General features: G+C 62.6%; 14 protein-coding genes. 11 read left to right on the plus strand and 3 right to left on the minus strand.

Annotated elements, in window-relative coordinates; translation table 11 throughout:
- The first annotated feature begins 255 nt into the window (after positions 1-255).
- From G3480_RS00885 to G3480_RS00910, 6 genes are all read left to right on the plus strand, one after another.
- Positions 256-1,005, plus strand: coding sequence for a YebC/PmpR family DNA-binding transcriptional regulator (locus tag G3480_RS00885; protein ID WP_164651767.1), 750 nt, complete (start codon positions 256-258; stop codon positions 1,003-1,005).
- Between the two features lie 61 nt (positions 1,006-1,066).
- Positions 1,067-1,591: a crossover junction endodeoxyribonuclease RuvC gene (gene ruvC, locus G3480_RS00890; RefSeq protein WP_164651768.1), complete on the plus strand. Its 525-nt coding sequence runs from the start codon at positions 1,067-1,069 to the stop codon at positions 1,589-1,591.
- A 106-nt stretch (positions 1,592-1,697) separates the two neighbouring features.
- Complete coding sequence (gene ruvA / locus G3480_RS00895) at positions 1,698-2,306, plus strand: Holliday junction branch migration protein RuvA (RefSeq protein ID WP_164651769.1); 609 nt, start codon at positions 1,698-1,700, stop codon at positions 2,304-2,306.
- A gap of 147 nt (positions 2,307-2,453) precedes the next feature.
- A complete protein-coding gene (gene glcE, locus G3480_RS00900; RefSeq protein WP_338114027.1) occupies positions 2,454-3,536 on the plus strand; it encodes a glycolate oxidase subunit GlcE in 1,083 nt (360 codons plus the stop codon).
- A gap of 11 nt (positions 3,537-3,547) precedes the next feature.
- Positions 3,548-4,777 (plus strand): glycolate oxidase subunit GlcF, encoded by a 1,230-nt coding sequence (gene glcF / locus G3480_RS00905; RefSeq protein ID WP_164651771.1) that lies wholly within the window; start codon positions 3,548-3,550, stop codon positions 4,775-4,777.
- On the plus strand, positions 4,770-5,660 hold the full coding sequence (locus G3480_RS00910; protein ID WP_164651772.1) for a 2-hydroxy-3-oxopropionate reductase: 891 nt from the start codon (positions 4,770-4,772) through the stop codon (positions 5,658-5,660). Before glcF ends, G3480_RS00910 begins: the two co-directional genes overlap by 8 nt.
- A 306-nt stretch (positions 5,661-5,966) precedes the next feature.
- Here G3480_RS00910 and G3480_RS00915 read toward each other — a convergent pair whose 3' ends face one another.
- Both G3480_RS00915 and G3480_RS00920 read right to left on the minus strand, forming a co-directional pair.
- On the minus strand, positions 5,967-6,164 hold the full coding sequence (locus G3480_RS00915; protein WP_164651773.1) for a hypothetical protein: 198 nt from the start codon (positions 6,162-6,164) through the stop codon (positions 5,967-5,969).
- Between the two features lie 269 nt (positions 6,165-6,433).
- Positions 6,434-7,003, minus strand: a complete 570-nt coding sequence (locus G3480_RS00920) for a copper-binding protein (protein ID WP_164651774.1) — start codon at positions 7,001-7,003, stop codon at positions 6,434-6,436.
- A 632-nt stretch (positions 7,004-7,635) separates the two neighbouring features.
- Between G3480_RS00920 and G3480_RS00925 the strand changes: the two genes are divergently transcribed.
- The 3 genes from G3480_RS00925 to G3480_RS00935 are packed head-to-tail and all read left to right on the plus strand — an operon-like array spanning position 7,636 to position 11,113.
- Complete coding sequence (locus G3480_RS00925; protein WP_338114028.1) at positions 7,636-8,961, plus strand: Do family serine endopeptidase; 1,326 nt, start codon at positions 7,636-7,638, stop codon at positions 8,959-8,961.
- 23 nt (positions 8,962-8,984) lie between these two features.
- Positions 8,985-9,659 carry a response regulator transcription factor gene (locus G3480_RS00930; protein WP_164651776.1) on the plus strand — a complete coding sequence of 225 codons (675 nt, stop codon included), beginning with the start codon at positions 8,985-8,987 and terminating at the stop codon, positions 9,657-9,659.
- Positions 9,656-11,113, plus strand: coding sequence for a sensor histidine kinase (locus G3480_RS00935; RefSeq protein ID WP_338114029.1), 1,458 nt, complete (start codon positions 9,656-9,658; stop codon positions 11,111-11,113). Before G3480_RS00930 ends, G3480_RS00935 begins: the two co-directional genes overlap by 4 nt.
- 10 nt (positions 11,114-11,123) lie before the next feature.
- On the opposite strand, the gene G3480_RS00940 is transcribed toward G3480_RS00935, so the two are convergent.
- Positions 11,124-12,332: an exo-beta-N-acetylmuramidase NamZ family protein gene (locus tag G3480_RS00940; protein ID WP_164651777.1), complete on the minus strand. Its 1,209-nt coding sequence runs from the start codon at positions 12,330-12,332 to the stop codon at positions 11,124-11,126.
- 180 nt (positions 12,333-12,512) lie between these two features.
- Between G3480_RS00940 and queA the strand changes: the two genes are divergently transcribed.
- Together queA and G3480_RS00950 are read left to right on the plus strand one after the other, a co-directional pair.
- Positions 12,513-13,544 carry a tRNA preQ1(34) S-adenosylmethionine ribosyltransferase-isomerase QueA gene (gene queA / locus G3480_RS00945; protein WP_164651778.1) on the plus strand — a complete coding sequence of 344 codons (1,032 nt, stop codon included), beginning with the start codon at positions 12,513-12,515 and terminating at the stop codon, positions 13,542-13,544.
- 1,051 nt (positions 13,545-14,595) lie between these two features.
- Positions 14,596-15,000, plus strand: coding sequence for an H-NS family nucleoid-associated regulatory protein (locus tag G3480_RS00950; RefSeq protein WP_164651779.1), 405 nt, complete (start codon positions 14,596-14,598; stop codon positions 14,998-15,000).
- The last annotated feature ends 480 nt before the right edge of the window (positions 15,001-15,480 follow it).

Consider the following 15,480-nt stretch of genomic DNA (forward strand, 5'->3'; position numbering starts at 1 on the left):
CTTCGGCACTGCTGCTGCGCGGCGAATGGGGGCTGGAGATTACCACAAGTCGGCGGCAGTGCAGGTGAGGTCGCGAGTGATTTCAGTCGCTTACCTTGAATGCCGAGCCTGGTGTTAAACTATCAGGCTAAACGAATTTCAGGACGTGCGCGGCCCCTTCACCTACGGCCAATGCATCGGCTTACCCGAGGTGTCGGTCCAAGACACAGTGGTTGGCGCGCCCCAATCCGAACGCTCACGCAGGAGACGCTATTCATGGCCGGGCACAGTAAATGGGCCAATATCAAGCATCGCAAGGCGGCGCAGGACAAGCAGCGCGGCAAGGTCTGGACCAAGCTGATCCGTGAGGTGACGGTCGCCTCACGCGAGGGTGGACCAGATCCGGCGGCGAACCCGCGTTTGCGCCTCGCCATGGATAAGGCCTTCGCCGCGAACATGCCACGCGACACCGTGGATCGCGCCATCAAGCGCGGCGCCGGTGATCAGGACGGGGATAATTATGAAGAGATTCGCTACGAAGGCTATGGCCCAGCGGGCGTCGCCATCATGGTGGATTGTATGAGTGACAACCGCAACCGCACCGCGTCGGAAGTTCGGCATGCCTTCACCAAACGCGGCGGCAATCTCGGTACGGACGGCTCTGTGAGCTATCTCTTCACCAAGCAGGGCATCATCAGCTTCCAGCCGGGGACGGATGAAGATACCGTCATGGAGGCCGCGCTCGAGGCGGGCGCCGAGGACGTGGTCGTCAATGAGGATGCGTCCTTGGATGTCATCACCACACCGGAGAGCTTTGGGAGCGTCAAGGACGCGCTGAGCCAGGCTGGCCTGGATACTGAGGTTGCCGAGATCACCTACAATGCCGCGACTCAGGTCGAACTCGACCAAGAGACCGCGGAAAAGCTCCTCAAGCTGGTCGAGCACCTTCAAGACCTGGACGACGTCCAGGACGTCTACCACAACGCTGACATCGCCGACGAGATCCTTGAGGCGCTGGATGCCTGAGAGGCGCGCATCGGGCTCCGTGCATGACCTGTCCGCTGATTGGGCTGGCCAGGCCTGACGCATGCGGCTACCGCATCGTATCCTTGGCATCGATCCGGGCTCGCGCATCACGGGGTTCGCGGTCATCGATACCAACGGACATCAGAGCGCACGCGTCGCGAGCGGCTGCATTCGTGTCAGTGAGCAGCCTTGGCCCGATCGGCTGGGGCTCATCTTCGACCGTGTCGCCGCTATCGTCTCTGACTATCAGCCGCACGAGATGGCGGTCGAGCAGCTCATCTTTGCGCGTGACCCGACCGCAGCCCTCAAGATCGGTCAGGCGCGCGGTGCCGTGCTCTGCGCCGGCTTGAAGGGCGGGGTGACGGTGCACGAGTACAGCCCCAAATCGGTCAAGCTCGCCGTTGTCGGCACGGGAGGCGCTGAGAAGTCTCAGGTTCAGCACATGGTGCGGGTGCTCTTGGCCTTGAGTGAGCGCCCCACCGAAGACGAGGCGGATGCCTTGGCCATCGCCCTCTGTCATGCGCATTCGATGGGCATCCCGGCGCGTAAGCGGGCCGCTGCCTCATGGCGCGACTGGAGACCTTAGAACGTGTCCACCAATTGTTTCCCGATGCGAGCGATGCCGCCCGAAATCTCCCCCAGCCCCCCTTTGCGAAAGGGGGGGCGTTATTAATGGACGCTTTCTCAGCATCATGATCGGCCGTCTGCGTGGCGAGATTGTCAGCAAGCAGCCCCCGCAGCTGCTGCTAGACGTCGGTGGTGTCGGCTATGAGCTGGAGGCCCCGATGTCGACCTTCTATGACCTTCCGGCCGTGGGCGAGACCGTCACCCTCATCACCCACCTGGCGGTGCGCGAGGACGCCCAAGTCCTCTACGGCTTCATGCGCGAGCACGACCGCGCGCTCTTTCGCGCCCTGCTGAAGGTCTCCGGCGTTGGCGCCCGGATGGCGCTGGCGATTCTCTCCGGGATGGACGCGGCGCGTTTTGCGCAGTGCGTCGAGCAGGAGGATTCGACCGCCTTGACCCGGATTCCTGGCGTCGGCAAGAAGACCGCGCAGCGGCTGCTGATCGAGATGCGAGATCGAATCCCAGGTCTCGATACGGCCATGCCCGGGCTGTCGAGGCCGAGCGCTGCGCCTGTCGATGACCGTGACCAAGCCATGGCGGATGCGGTGAGCGCGCTGGTGGCGCTCGGCTACCGCCCGCCCGATGCCAGCCGTATGGCCCGCGCGGTCGATGACGGGGCGAAGACCTCGGAGGAGATCATTCGCGCCGCGCTCAGGTCGGTCAGTCTAGGCTGAGGCCGCGCTTGCGCTTGCGCTTGCGCTTGGCGCCTGGCGCCTGGCTCGGGGCTCAGGGGTTGGGTTGTCGCTACCTGCCCCGACTTCCGCAAAGGCGAGCAGGCCATACAGTCCCTGTGTGCCCCTGAAACCCCGATGAGGCCGAGCGTGGAAAAGGATCTGACAAGTCAGCTTCAAGATCGCATCAGAGCGGCGGCGGTAGACGCCGAGCCGCTCGCCGTCGTGGGTCAGGGGACCAAGTCCTTTCTTGGGCGTGACGTCGAAGCGACGTCGCTCGCCGTCGCGGAGCACGCCGGCATCCTCACCTACGAGCCCAAAGAGCTGGTCGTGACGGCCCGCTGCGGGACTCCGCTCGCGGACATCGAGGCAGCCTTGGCCGAGGCCGGCCAGATGCTCGCCTTCGAGCCCCCCCATTTCGCCAATGCCGATGGCGCCGCGGCGACACTTGGCGGCACCATCGCTGCCGGACTCTCCGGGCCGGCGCGCCCCTATCAGGGCTCGGCTCGAGATCTCGTGCTGGGCGTGCGCGTACTCACGGGCCGTGGTGAGGTGCTCAGGTTCGGGGGCGAGGTCATGAAGAACGTCGCCGGCTATGACGTATCACGGCTTATGGTCGGCGCGCTCGGTACCCTCGGCGTCCTCTTGGATGTGAGCCTCAAGGTCCTGCCGGCGCCCGCAGTGACGCGCACGCAGGTGCTCGAGTGCGACGAGAAGGGGGCGCTCGAGCGGATGAGCGCCTGGTCCGCCAAGCCTTTGCCCCTGACCGCAACTTGCTTTGATGGTGAACGGCTTTGGATCCGTTTGTCGGGCGCGGCCCAGGGTGTCGAGGAAGCCGTGGAGCGGATCGGCGGCGAGGCCGTCGAGCCAGGCGCCGCAGCGCGCTTTTGGCGTGACGAGCTGCGCGAGCAGCAGCATCCCTTTTTTGCCGGAGACCTTCCACTCTGGCGGCTGTCGCTGCCGCAAAGCGCACCTCGGCCGGCGCTCGAGGGTGTCATGCTGATCGAATGGGGTGGCGGGCAGCGCTGGCTGCGGAGCGCGGATGCGCCGGAGCAGGTCCGGGCAGAGGTCGCCAAGCTGGGCGGTCATGCGACACTCTTCCGCGGCGGCGACCGCTCCGGTGAGGTCTTTCACCCCTTGCCCGCGCACCTGATGCAGCTGCACCGCCGCGTCAAGAGCGCTTTCGATCCGCACGGCATCCTCAACCCTGGCCGGCTCTACCCGAGCCTCTAGGAGCCCCCAGCGTGCAAACCGAGATTCTGCCGGACTTTCTCGCGACGCCCGAGGGCCAGGAGGCCGATGCCATCCTGCGCGCCTGCGTGCACTGCGGCTTCTGTACCGCCACCTGCCCCACCTATCAGCTGCTTGGCGACGAGCTGGACGGTCCTCGCGGTCGCATCTATCAGATCAAGATGGTCCTGGAGGGGCAGGCGCCGACACGCGTCACCCAACAGCATCTGGACCGCTGTTTGACTTGCCGCGCCTGCGAGACCACCTGCCCGTCCGGGGTGCGCTATGCACGGCTGGCGGACATCGGGCGGCACTATGTGGAGGAGCGGGTCCGGCGCCCAGTGCGCGAGCGTCTGCTGCGCTGGCTGATGCTCAGGGTGCTGCCCTACCCGCGACGGGTCCGACCCTTGCTCGGGCTTGCCCGGGCGTTGCGTCCGGCGCTGCCGCACAGCCTCCAGGCCAAGCTTCCCCAGCCGCGTTCGGCGGGACCTTGGCCGGCCTCGGCGGGGCAGCGTCGGATGCTGGTGCTCGGCGGCTGTGTGCAATCGGTCGCGACGCCAGGGACCAACGCGACGGCGGCCCGTGTGCTGGCGCGCCTTGGAATCGATCTGCTCGAGGTGCCCGAGGCAGGGTGCTGTGGGGCGCTGGCTTACCACCTCAACGATCGCGAAGCCGCATTGGACGCCATGCGGAGAAACATCGATGCCTGGTGGCCCGAGATTCAAGCCGGCTGTGAGGCGATTCTGATCACGGCCAGCGGTTGCGGCACCATGGTGAAGGAGTATGGCGAGGTCCTTGCCGAAGACCCGAGCTACGCGGAGAAGGCGGCGCGGGTGGCGGCGCTGGCGCGCGACCCAGTGGAGATCCTGGCCGCCGAGGATCTCGCTCCGCTCGGTGCGCCAGGCCGAGGGCGCAAGGTTGCCTTCCATTCGCCCTGCAGTCTGCAGCACGGCCAGCAGCTCAAGAACCTCGTCGAGCCCGTGCTAACGCGCCTCGGCTTTGCCCTCACGAGCGTCCCGGATGCGCATCTTTGCTGCGGCTCTGCGGGAACCTACTCCGTGACGCAGCCGGAGCTGTCCGCCCAACTCAAGGCGAGAAAACTGAGTGCATTGACCTCCGGCGCTCCGGAGATGATTGCAACGGCGAATGTCGGCTGCCAGCTCCATTTAGACTCTGGCACGGAGGTCCCGGTGGTGCACTGGCTTGAGCTTCTGGACGCCAATGAGGTGCCTGCTTATGAGTGAGATCCTGGGATTTATCGGCCTCGGCATCATGGGGCGTCCGATGGCCCTGAATCTTCTACGGGCGGGCCATGAACTGCAGGTGCATGCGCGCCGAGCGGCATCCATGCAGCCACTGGCGGATGCCGGGGCGCAGACCTGTGCCAGTCCGGCCGAGGTGGCTCGGCGGGCGGATGTCATTTTCACCATGGTGGCGGATACGCCGGACGTCGAGGCGGTGATCCTGGGCGAGCAGGGCGTCATCCAGGGCGCGCGGCCTGGCTCGGTCATCGTCGACATGAGCACCATCTCAGCGTCGGCGACGCGCCGCATCGCCGAGCGGCTCGGTGAGCGCGGCGTCGAGATGCTGGACGCACCCGTCTCGGGAGGCGAGGCTGGCGCCATTGAGGGCAAGCTCTCCATCATGGTCGGCGGCTCGCAAGGCGCTTTCCGGCGTGTGCTGCCGCTGCTCCAGGTCATGGGCCAAAACGTCGTCCACATCGGCGATATTGGCGCCGGCCAGGTGTGCAAGTCCTGCAACCAGGTCGTGGTTGGCGCGACCATTGCGGGCGTCGCCGAGGCCATCTTGTTGGCGCAGGCCTCGGGCGTTGATGCGGCTCGGGTTCGCGAGGCCTTGCTCGGTGGCTTTGCGAACAGCCGGGTCTTGGAGGTCCACGGTCAGCGCATGATCGACGATGACTTCAAGCCTGGCTTCAAGGCCCGCCTCCATCAGAAAGACATGCGTATCCTGGGCGAGGCGGCCGCGGAGCTTGGGCTCTGCTTGCCCTCGGCGGCCATGATCTCGCAGTATCTCAACGCCCTGGTCGGTCAGGGGCTGGGCGATCTGGATTCCGCGGCCATCGCCAAGATCCTGCAGGCGCTGAACGGCCGCGAACCCTCAGGCTGAGTGCAGCCAGGCAGCAAATTCATCGCGCGTTAAGGCGCGGCTGAAGCGATCCCTGAGCGTCATCGACGCCGATCTCGATCTCCTCCAAGATCTCGAGCACCTCGGTTTTAGGCGATTTCTGTCAAAGCGCATCTCCGCTGACTTGTCTCGCACCTCGCCTTCCGTGTTGCTCCGACGATCGCAGGGCTCGGCGATGCTCCCACTGGATAAACCTCGATCCGGCGCCCGCTCACCCCTGTGGTGTCTCAGGTTCGGTATCTTTCGGATTGGACCCGCAGCCAGTCGATGCGTGCTGCCGGATACGGCCTATTCGAAGACTTCTTTGGCGATGCCGTTGACGACGACGACCTGGCTCATCCCGCCTGTCTCGATCGGGCAAACGTAGTTGAGGATTGAGATGCTCTGGACCTGCTGGCCGGCCTGATCGGTCGACGATCCAATGGTGTACCGCGATTGTCTGTTCGCTGAGAAGCAGCCGCAGCCCGCCAACTCCGTGGTCGTCATTCCCGGCTTTGGTCTGCACTCTTCTTTCTGCTTGGGGTTGTTCGTTTGGCAGCTCGCGAGCCCAACGGCCAATGCGGCTGCGAGCGCTATCTTCGGCCAGGCTCGCTTGGGGGCTCTGTTCACGCGGTTCCTTGGATCTTTGATCAATGCGGATCTCTAATCAATCTGGACCTTTGATCAATGGTGATGGGCTTGCGCGGCTGCAGCCCACGCGAACCCGGTTCGGGGGCTCGGGCGCATGGCGCCCGAGCCCCGTTTGGGACCTCAGTCTATTGGAATTCTACCTTTCCGCTGATCACGCGCATGTAGCTCGCCTCGACGCCGTCGCCAACGGCCAGGGAGTCTAGCAGTGCGGGGTCCTCAACCTTGAGGGTGACGGCGCGGTTCGGGCCTTGAATGGTGACTGTCGAGCCTGCTTTGTCCACGGATTCGACACGCCCACTGATGGTGGCTGTGTCGACGATCGCGCCGGACGGCTTGGTGCCGGGGTCGCGCTCGGCGGTGATGTTCTGGGACATGCCGATCGTGCCGGCTCCGGAGCCCTTCTTGAGGTCCACGAGGAGTGCTTCGGTCTCGGTGATGGTCAGCCGGTTGCCGATCTTGATCTCATCCAGGCGCTTGACCGCTGGGGGAACATGCAGGACCTCGAAGCGCCCATCCGAGGTTTCGATGGTCAGCATGCGCTTTTCCTGATTGACGATGGTCACGGTTCCTGTGAGCTCGGTAGAGGTGGCCGCTCCGGCGATTGGCATGGTTTCAGTTTGCGCCGAGGCAGCGCTCGCGAGCGTGATAGCGAGCAGGCTGGCAGTTAGGGTCGGGAAACGTAATTGGCTAGTCATCTTGATGCTCCTGAGGGATGTTGAGGTCGTTACTCGGATGGATGAATGCGGAGACGCGCTTTGTGTAAGAAAGTCTCCATTAACAACGATCCCCACCTCTTGAAAAAAGAGGGGGGGGGCGGGTGTTTCGGGCGGCATCGCTCGCATCGGGAAAACATTAACGGACACCTTCTAAGCCTTTGCGGTTCCGCTCGCTTCCTTTGGGCCCTCGTCCAGGTCTTGAGTCATGCGCTTGAGGTTCTTTAAGTCATGCGCTTGAGGTGGATGTCGAAAACGGACGGCTCTGGCGCGACCTAACCAAAAGTTAAGCCGACGTTAAGCCTGCTGCAATGGAGTCAACCCGATACTGACAGGCGATCGAGGCAGCTGCAGGCGCGTTCCGAGCAAGGCGTGCGCAGCGCCTCAACTCCACTCGGCATCGAGGTTATTGTGCAATGATTGAACATCCAGGTCCTCTCCAGGGTAATCGAAATGCGGCCAAAGGTGGCAGAGTCAAGCGTGCGCTCGTCGTCGCAATCGCCTGCTCACTCGCGGGCGGCGGGGCTCTTTTGGCACATGCCAACAGCCCTCTCCCTGCGCCGGTGACCAGCTCGGCCGGTGCAACCGCCAGCGTGCTGCCGGGATTTGCCGACGTGGCTGAGCAAGTGACGCCGGCCGTCGTCAATGTCAAGGTCACGGCGGAGCCTGGTAGCCCCATGAGCGGATCTGGGGATGGCGTCTTTCCGCGGGGGAGGGCGCTGCCCGAGCCATTCCGCCACTTTTTCGAGGAGCAGGGGCGCCTGTCTCAGCATCAGGTTCAGGGTCAAGGATCCGGCTTTCTCGTCGACTCGGACGGCTACATCGTGACCAACAATCATGTCATTGATGGCGCGACGGCCGTGAGCGTGGTACTGAACGACGGGTCGGAATATCCGGCTCAAGTCGTCGGGCGGGACGAGAAGACGGATCTGGCGCTCCTGAAGATCGATGCGGGGTCTCCGCTCCCTTATGTCGCGCTTGGTGATTCCTCCAAGGCGCGGGTCGGGGATTGGGTGCTTGCTGTGGGGAATCCTTTCGGACTCGGGGGCTCCGTAAACGCAGGTATCATATCCGCTCGGGGTCGTGATATTCACGCTGGCCCCTATGATGACTATTTGCAGATTGATGCGGCGATCAACCGTGGCAACTCGGGTGGGCCGCTGTTCGATACCAAGGGGCGCGTCATTGGCGTCAATACCGCGATCTACTCGCCTACTGGTGGCAACGTCGGGATCGGCTTCGCGATTCCAGCGGAGACCGTGCAGCAGATCGTTGCCGATCTGCGCGAGGATGGTCGGGTGGAGCGCGGCTGGCTCGGCATCCAGATTCAGGCCGTGACCCCAGAACTCGCGGCTGGCCTGGGGCTTGATCAGGCGGAGGGCGTTTTGGTCGCTGATGTGATTCCCAACGGACCGGTCAGCAACACTGACTTGCGTGCCGGCGACGTCATCATTCGCGCCAAGGGTGAGCCTTTGAAGGACTATAAGGATCTTCCTAAGCTTGTCGCGAGCACCAAGGCTGGCTCCGAGATGTCACTCGAGGTGGTCCGTAACGGCAAGGTGCGCACGCTGAGTGTGACCGTTGGCGCCATGCCCGGTGATGAGGGAGCCCTCGCGCAGCAAGATGCGGGCGCCGATGCCAATCAGCCTCGCTTGGGCCTGCTCCTGGCTCCCTTGACCCCAGAGGTGCGGATGCAGTACGGGTTGGGCGCCGATCAGAAAGGGGTTTTTGTCGCGCGGGTGGAGCCAAGTAGTCCGGCCGCCAAGGCGGGCATCAAGTCGGGGAGTCTCATCTCCATGGTCGGCGCGGAGCTGGTCGAATCGCCGGATCAGATCGTCGCGGCCTTGCACCGCGCAGCTGAGGAGCAGCAGCAGGCCCTGATCATGCGCGTGGAGCAAGGTGGGCGAGCGCGCTTCGTTGCGGTTCCCTTGGCCGCTTAAGGGTGCGGGCGAGCGGAGGGCTCATGCGAATCCTGTTGGTGGAAGACGACCGCCAGATGGCGGACTATCTGCACAAGGCCCTCGCGGAGTCGGGTGCCGTCGTGGACCAGGCTGCGGATGGTCGGGAGGGGCTCCTGCTCGCTGCCAGTGGCGAGTACGACGTTCTCATCCTCGACCGGATGCTGCCTGGCCTTGACGGGCTCGGCATCGTCCGAACGCTGCGGGCCTCTGGCAATCAGACGCCCGTGCTCTTCCTCAGCGCCCTCGGCGAGGTCGACGACCGCGTCGAGGGGCTGCGTGCCGGGGGAGACGACTATCTCATCAAGCCCTTTGCCTTCTCGGAACTCCAGGCCCGTGTCGAGGCACTGCTGAGACGCGGCAGTCCAGATGCGCCCGAGACGCGCCTGCGTGTGGCTGATTTGGAGATGGATCTTCTCAAGCGGGAGGTCAATCGAGCCGGTACGCAGATTCTGCTCCAGCCAAGGGAGTTCCGCTTGCTCGAGTGCCTGATGCGGCATGCCGGTCAAGTCGTCACCCGGACCATGCTGCTCGAACAGGTGTGGGATTATCACTTCGATCCCCAGACAAACGTGATCGACGTGCACATCAGCCGGCTGCGGGGCAAGATCGACAAGGACTTCGATGCACCCTTGCTGCAGACGGTTCGCGGCGCGGGCTATATGCTGCGTGCCGCATGATGCCGCCTGATTCGCGCGCTGGCGCTTGGGCTCAGTTGCGCACGGGGGCTGCCAGGATTCTGCGCAGCTCGACCTTCCGGCTCGCGCTTCTCTACGTCCTCCTGCTGAGCGTTTCCGTCGCCATTCTGCTTGGTTATATCTACTGGTCGACGGCCGGCTACATGGACCGCCAAACGACGGCGACCATTCAGGCCGAGATCCGTGGCCTTGCCGAGCAGTACCGCCGGCGCGGCTTGGGTGGGCTGACGGCCCTGATCACCGAGCGGGTCGCGCGCGACCCCGTGGGTGCGAGCGTCTATCTGCTGGTCGACAGTGGCTTGGAGCGGGTCGTCGGCAATCTTGACCGTTGGCCCCCGGAGTCCCCGGACGCGGACGGCTGGATCGGCTTCAGGCTGCGTGAGTGGGGTCCCGCGCGCACTGAGGAGCATGAGGCGCGCGCTCAAGTGTTTGCGCTGCGCGGTGGTCTGCGTTTGCTGGTTGGGCGTGATGTTCGGGATCTCGAGGCGACGCGCGCCTTGATTCTCGACGCCCTGACCTGGGGTCTAGCGATCACGGCCGCCTTGGCGCTGCTTGGCGGCTGGCTGATGAGCGCGGGGCTGGTGAGGCGGCTGGAGTCGATCAACCAGACGAGCCGCGAGATCATGGCGGGTGATCTGTCCAGACGCATCCCTCTGAGCGGCAGTGGCGACGATTTTGACCAGCTTGCTGCGAGTCTCAATGCGATGCTCGACCGGATCGAGCAGCTGATGGCGAGCGTGCGTCAGGTCTCCGACAACATCGCGCATGATCTGCGGACCCCGCTGACGCGCTTGCGCAACAAGCTCGAGCTGTTGAGCGCCGAGCTGTCGGCCTCGGGGAAGGCGATCGATCTGGCGGAAGAGACCATTGGTGACGCCGAAGAGATGCTCTCGACCTTCAATGCCTTGCTGCGCATCGCGCGCATTGAGTCGGGCAGTCGGCGCGCCGCCTTTGCCGAGGTGGATCTGGCTCCGCTGGTGCAAGATGTGGTCGAACTCTATGAGCCGCTTGCCGCCGAGCGCGGGCAGCAGCTCATCTACTCGAGCGCAGGTCCGGGGCGCGTTTTCGGTGATCGGGATCTCTTGTTCCAGGCGCTCGCCAATCTGGTCGACAATGCGATCAAATACACGCCTGCGGGCGGTGAGATCCAGATTCTGGTTGACGCCGAGCCAGGCGGCGGTGCTCGTGTCGAGGTGGCCGACGATGGGCCTGGCATTCCGGCCGAGCTTCGCGATCAGGTCTTTCGTCGCTTCTTTCGCGCTGACGATAGTCGTTCCACCCCTGGTAGTGGTTTGGGCTTGAGCTTGGTGCAAGCCGTCGTCCAGCTCCACCGGGCGTCCATTGAGCTTTCAGATCACCAGCCTGGTCTTCGCGTGATTCTCAGGCTTGGCGCTGGCCAGTCAGTCGATGAGCCAGTCCGCAAGCTTCCTGCATGAGAGCCCTGCCTCACCCATAGACGCGATGCGGAGCGCTGGCATCTGCCCAGCTCGACTCGTCTCTATTCAAACGCTGCTCCAGATCGTCCGGCCCTGCCTCGGGGTCGTCGACCCATTCACGCAAGAAGGATCCACCGGCCAGCAGGTCGATCGCGAGCCGCTCGGTCTCGTACTCATAGTGGAAGTCACGCCAGAGCGGATAGTCCGGGTATTCGGCGCGCAGGCTCTTGAACAGAAGTGCCATCAAGCGGTAGGGGCGGAACTGCTCGTGCTGATAGTGCGCATTGTCGGTGTGCATCTGCAGCCCAGCGCAGAGCTTGCCGGCATGCTTGTGGAAGGTCGGCTCGAACCAACAGGGCCGAATCAAGGCACCTTGGGTCCATGCTGCCTGCTCTTGACGCATGCGCCCTAGAATGCGCTCGAAGTCCAGGTCGGGCGCGCCGACAAGCTCGAGTGCGGTCGTCGTCCCGCGACCTTCCGACAGCGTCGTACCCTCGAGGAGCACGGTCCCCGGGAAACAGCGCGCCATATTGAGGCTGGATGCGTTAGGACTTGGATTGACCCAGGAGATCTCCATGATGGGCCAGCCATAGCCAGGCCCTTCCGCCGGGCGATAGTCCTCCATGGCAACGAGGTGCAGGTCTAGATCGAGCCCGCGCTGGCTCACCATCCATTTGGCGAGTTCGCCGAAGGTCAGGCCATGGCGCATCAGCATGGGTCCAGCACCAACGAAGCTTTCCCAGCCGGGCTCCAGAATGGTGCCTTCGATGGGGCGCCCAGCCGGATTCGGCCGATCGAGAATCCAAATGCTCTTCCCCGCTGCCGAGCAGGCCTCGAGGAGGTAGGCGAGGGTCGTTACATAGGTATAGATGCGCGTGCCGATGTCTTGAAGATCCACAAGCAGAACATCGAAGCTGTCTAGCATCTCCGCGGTGGGGTAACGGACCTCGCCATAGAGGCTAAAGATGGGGATGCCATAACGTGGGTCGACCTCGTTCGTGGTCTCGATCATGTTGTCTTGCTTGTCGCCCTTCATGCCATGTTGAGGACCGAAGGCAGCGGTGATCTTCAGCTCCCCGAGTGCCATGAGCGCATCAAGGCTGTGGACTCCCGCCGAGGTCATTGATGCGGCGTGTCCAAGCAGGGCAGCCCGGCGGCCCCAAAGCGGTTTTCTAAGATCGGGATTGTCTAGCAATCGATCGATGCCGAGCTTCGTCATGGGTGGGAATCCTGTACCTAATCTGCTGTCTGAGCGATGAATTCGCTCGCGTTATCGGCTGTGGTGTTGAATAGGGGGCATTCGCGCGACTGGCGTCGGGCTCGCGTGAGCGTGGCGGCCCTAGGAGGACCGCATTCGTGTGCGACAGGTCTAGCGGTCGAACATGATAAACTTTCGGGGATGCGTCGTTCCGATTTCTATTATGATCTCCCGCCCGAGCTGATCGCTCAGTATCCACTCGATGAGCGCTCGGCCTCCCGATTGCTGGCGCTGGATGACTTGGAGGCCGCTCCACGCGATCTCGTGTTCACAGCTCTTCCTAGCTTGCTGCGGCCGAAGGATCTGCTCGTCTTCAACAACACGCGCGTGATGCGCGCTAGGCTCTTTGGTCATAAATCGACCGGAGGGCGCGTCGAGCTTCTGGTCGAGCGCCTGTTCGCATCCAACGAAGCCTTGGTGCATATCAGGGCGAGCAAGCCGCCCAAGACTGGAAGTCGAATTGAGCTTGAAGGCGGCGTGCAAGCGGAGGTTTTACAGCGCGAAGAAGGCCTCTTTCGTCTGCGTTTACTGCAGTCCGCCTTTGCGGACGTCATGGCGACCTACGGGCATTTGCCTTTGCCGCCCTATATTCGCCGGCCGGATGAGGTCTCGGATGAGGCCAGGTATCAGACCGTCTTCGCGCGCGAGATGGGTGCTGTTGCGGCGCCGACGGCGGGCTTGCATTTTGATGAAAGCCTATTTGCTGCATTGAAGGCATTAGGCATCGGTCACGTCGAGGTCACTCTGCATGTCGGGGCAGGGACCTTTCAGCCGGTCAGAGTCGAGGACCTCGATCAACACGTCATGCATGCCGAGTGGCTAGAGGTCAGTGAGGCAGCCTGTGAGCGAATTTCCGAGGTGCGTCGCTCGGGTGGACGGGTCATCGCAGTCGGGACAACGAGCGTGCGCAGTCTCGAAACCGCTGCGGCGGGAGGCTGTCTTCAACCTTTCCGCGGAGAGAGCCGGTTGTTCATTCGTCCTGGATATCGCTTTCGGGTTGTCGATGCGATGATCACGAATTTCCATTTGCCCGAGTCGACCTTGCTGATGCTGGTTGCGGCCTTTGCTGGCTACAATCGCATCATGACGGCTTACAGGCATGCGGTAGCCCAGGGGTATCGGTTCTTCAGCTATGGCGATGCCATGTTTCTCTTGCCCGAGCGCCGTGGTTGATTCGCGTGCGATGGTGAACCGCTAGCGAGGCTTCGCCTCAGACCGACGAGTCATGCCATCCGGATCGCTATCGGAATCGGGATCGCTATCGTCGGTTCGATCCCGATCCCGATCCCGATCCCGATCCCGATCCCGATCCCGACGGCCTTGGATGGTCGGACGCTTCATCGACATTTGACTCATCTGCAAGCATTTTGCGCCCTCAAGGATTCTACTAGGCTCGTGCCGCGCTCTGGGCGGGAAGGCTATCTTGGACGCCTCGATCCGCTTCCTCGAGTTCTTGTGCCTTCGCTATCCCAGCATTGGTCCGCCGCCGCTCTTCTGTGCCGGATGGGTGCATCGACCTCTTTGTGGGTAAGGCCGAATGGAGACGCCCGGCCATCGCCTCTGTCTTTGGGTATCTGCCCCTGGCGACCTATTGGCCATTGGCCACTTGGCTTCTGACGAGGGCCTTGACGTTGGCTGTTAGGTGATCTTGATTCGAGTCCGAGGTGGTTTCTTGTGCTCCATGCGTGGATCTCGGGTTGATCCTGGTTCGTCTCAGATGGAGACTGGTCTTCGTGTTTCTTGCTCGCCTTTCTTGCCTTTGCGGCTCCAATAGTCGGATTTAGGAGAGTGCCTTTCAGGGCAAGGTGAGTTCAGTGCGGGGCTGATGAGTTGTTCTCTTGAGGTCTCAAGCGGTGTTGCCTCTTCGTGCATGAACACTTTTTGTGATCTCTGTTCTGTTCTCCTGCTGCGCTATAGGAAGTCGCTGAAGGCGGACCAATTCCTTAGGCGATTTCTGTCAAAGCTCATACCCGCTGACGTGCCTCGAGCCCCGCCTTCCGTGTCGCACTGGCGGCCACATAGCCCAGCTATGCTTGCGCAGGTGCTCCTTGAAGGCAAACCTCGATCCGCCGCCATCTGGTATGAGCTTTTCCGCCAATCGCCTTATCAGTGTGCAATAAAGCGTATCTTCCTTGACATCAGGTATGTCCCGCATCCATGATTACGTTAAGCCAGTGATGGTCGATTTTTATTCTCGTGTCTTTACTACTAGGAGGTATCGCAAGTGGAGTACGCTGACCTTAGCGTCGAAGAAATCCAACGGCAGCTCGAAGAGGCCGAAAGCAAGAAAGCGCAGTTGAGGCAATTGCTCGAAGTGCGCCATGAGGAGCGTAAGGATGACGTTGCTCAGCAAGTGAAAGATCTCATCCTCAGCAACGGCTATGAGCTGGATGAAATTATCTCCATGATTGCGCCCCGGCGTCGGCGTGGTCCCGGAGCGCCGCGGAAGCTCGTCAGTAGCCGGCAATATAAGCGCTATGTCGATCCCGAAAATTCCGAGAACGTCTATGTTCGCGGCGTGCTTCCGGGATGGATGAAGCAGAAGATGCGCGATGAGGGCTACGATCCTTCTTCCAAGGACGACCGTGAAGCCTTTAAGGCGAAGTCACTGCGTCTGGTCGAGGGGTGATCGTGAGCGCTGTGACGCTCTAGCGAGCCGCTTGGGCTTGTGTCTTCGGGGGATTTTGGTAATCGCAAGGTTGCGCTTGGCGAGTGCTTGAATCGCTCGATGTAGCCCTTAATGTGGCTGAGTCGCGACTCGCAAACCTCGTTTTCGAGTCGCGTGCTTTTTTCAAAGACTTCTAGTCATTGCTGGTGCCGCACAGGTCGGTGATGCTGGAAGTGCTTTCCTTTTACATCGCCGCGTCATCCTCCGCTGGGCGATGCGCGGGCTCTTCATGAGTTTCTCGACAAAGGGCCGCAGGCGTTGGCCTTGCGTCCCGTTTCCGCCTGATCCTTTCAGTCTGTCTGATTCCGCTGTCTTCCGACGCCGTCGCGCGCCCGTCCTCCGGCTAATATGCCTTGGGTATTGATGACGCCATGCAGGGAGAGACTGCTTGATCTGGGTGCGGATGCGACTTGCCCTCGCGGGCTTAGGGCGATTTCCGCC

Origin of the sequence: Thiorhodococcus mannitoliphagus (genome assembly GCF_010915725.1) — a bacterium.
GTDB classification, from domain to species: domain Bacteria; phylum Pseudomonadota; class Gammaproteobacteria; order Chromatiales; family Chromatiaceae; genus Thiorhodococcus; species Thiorhodococcus mannitoliphagus.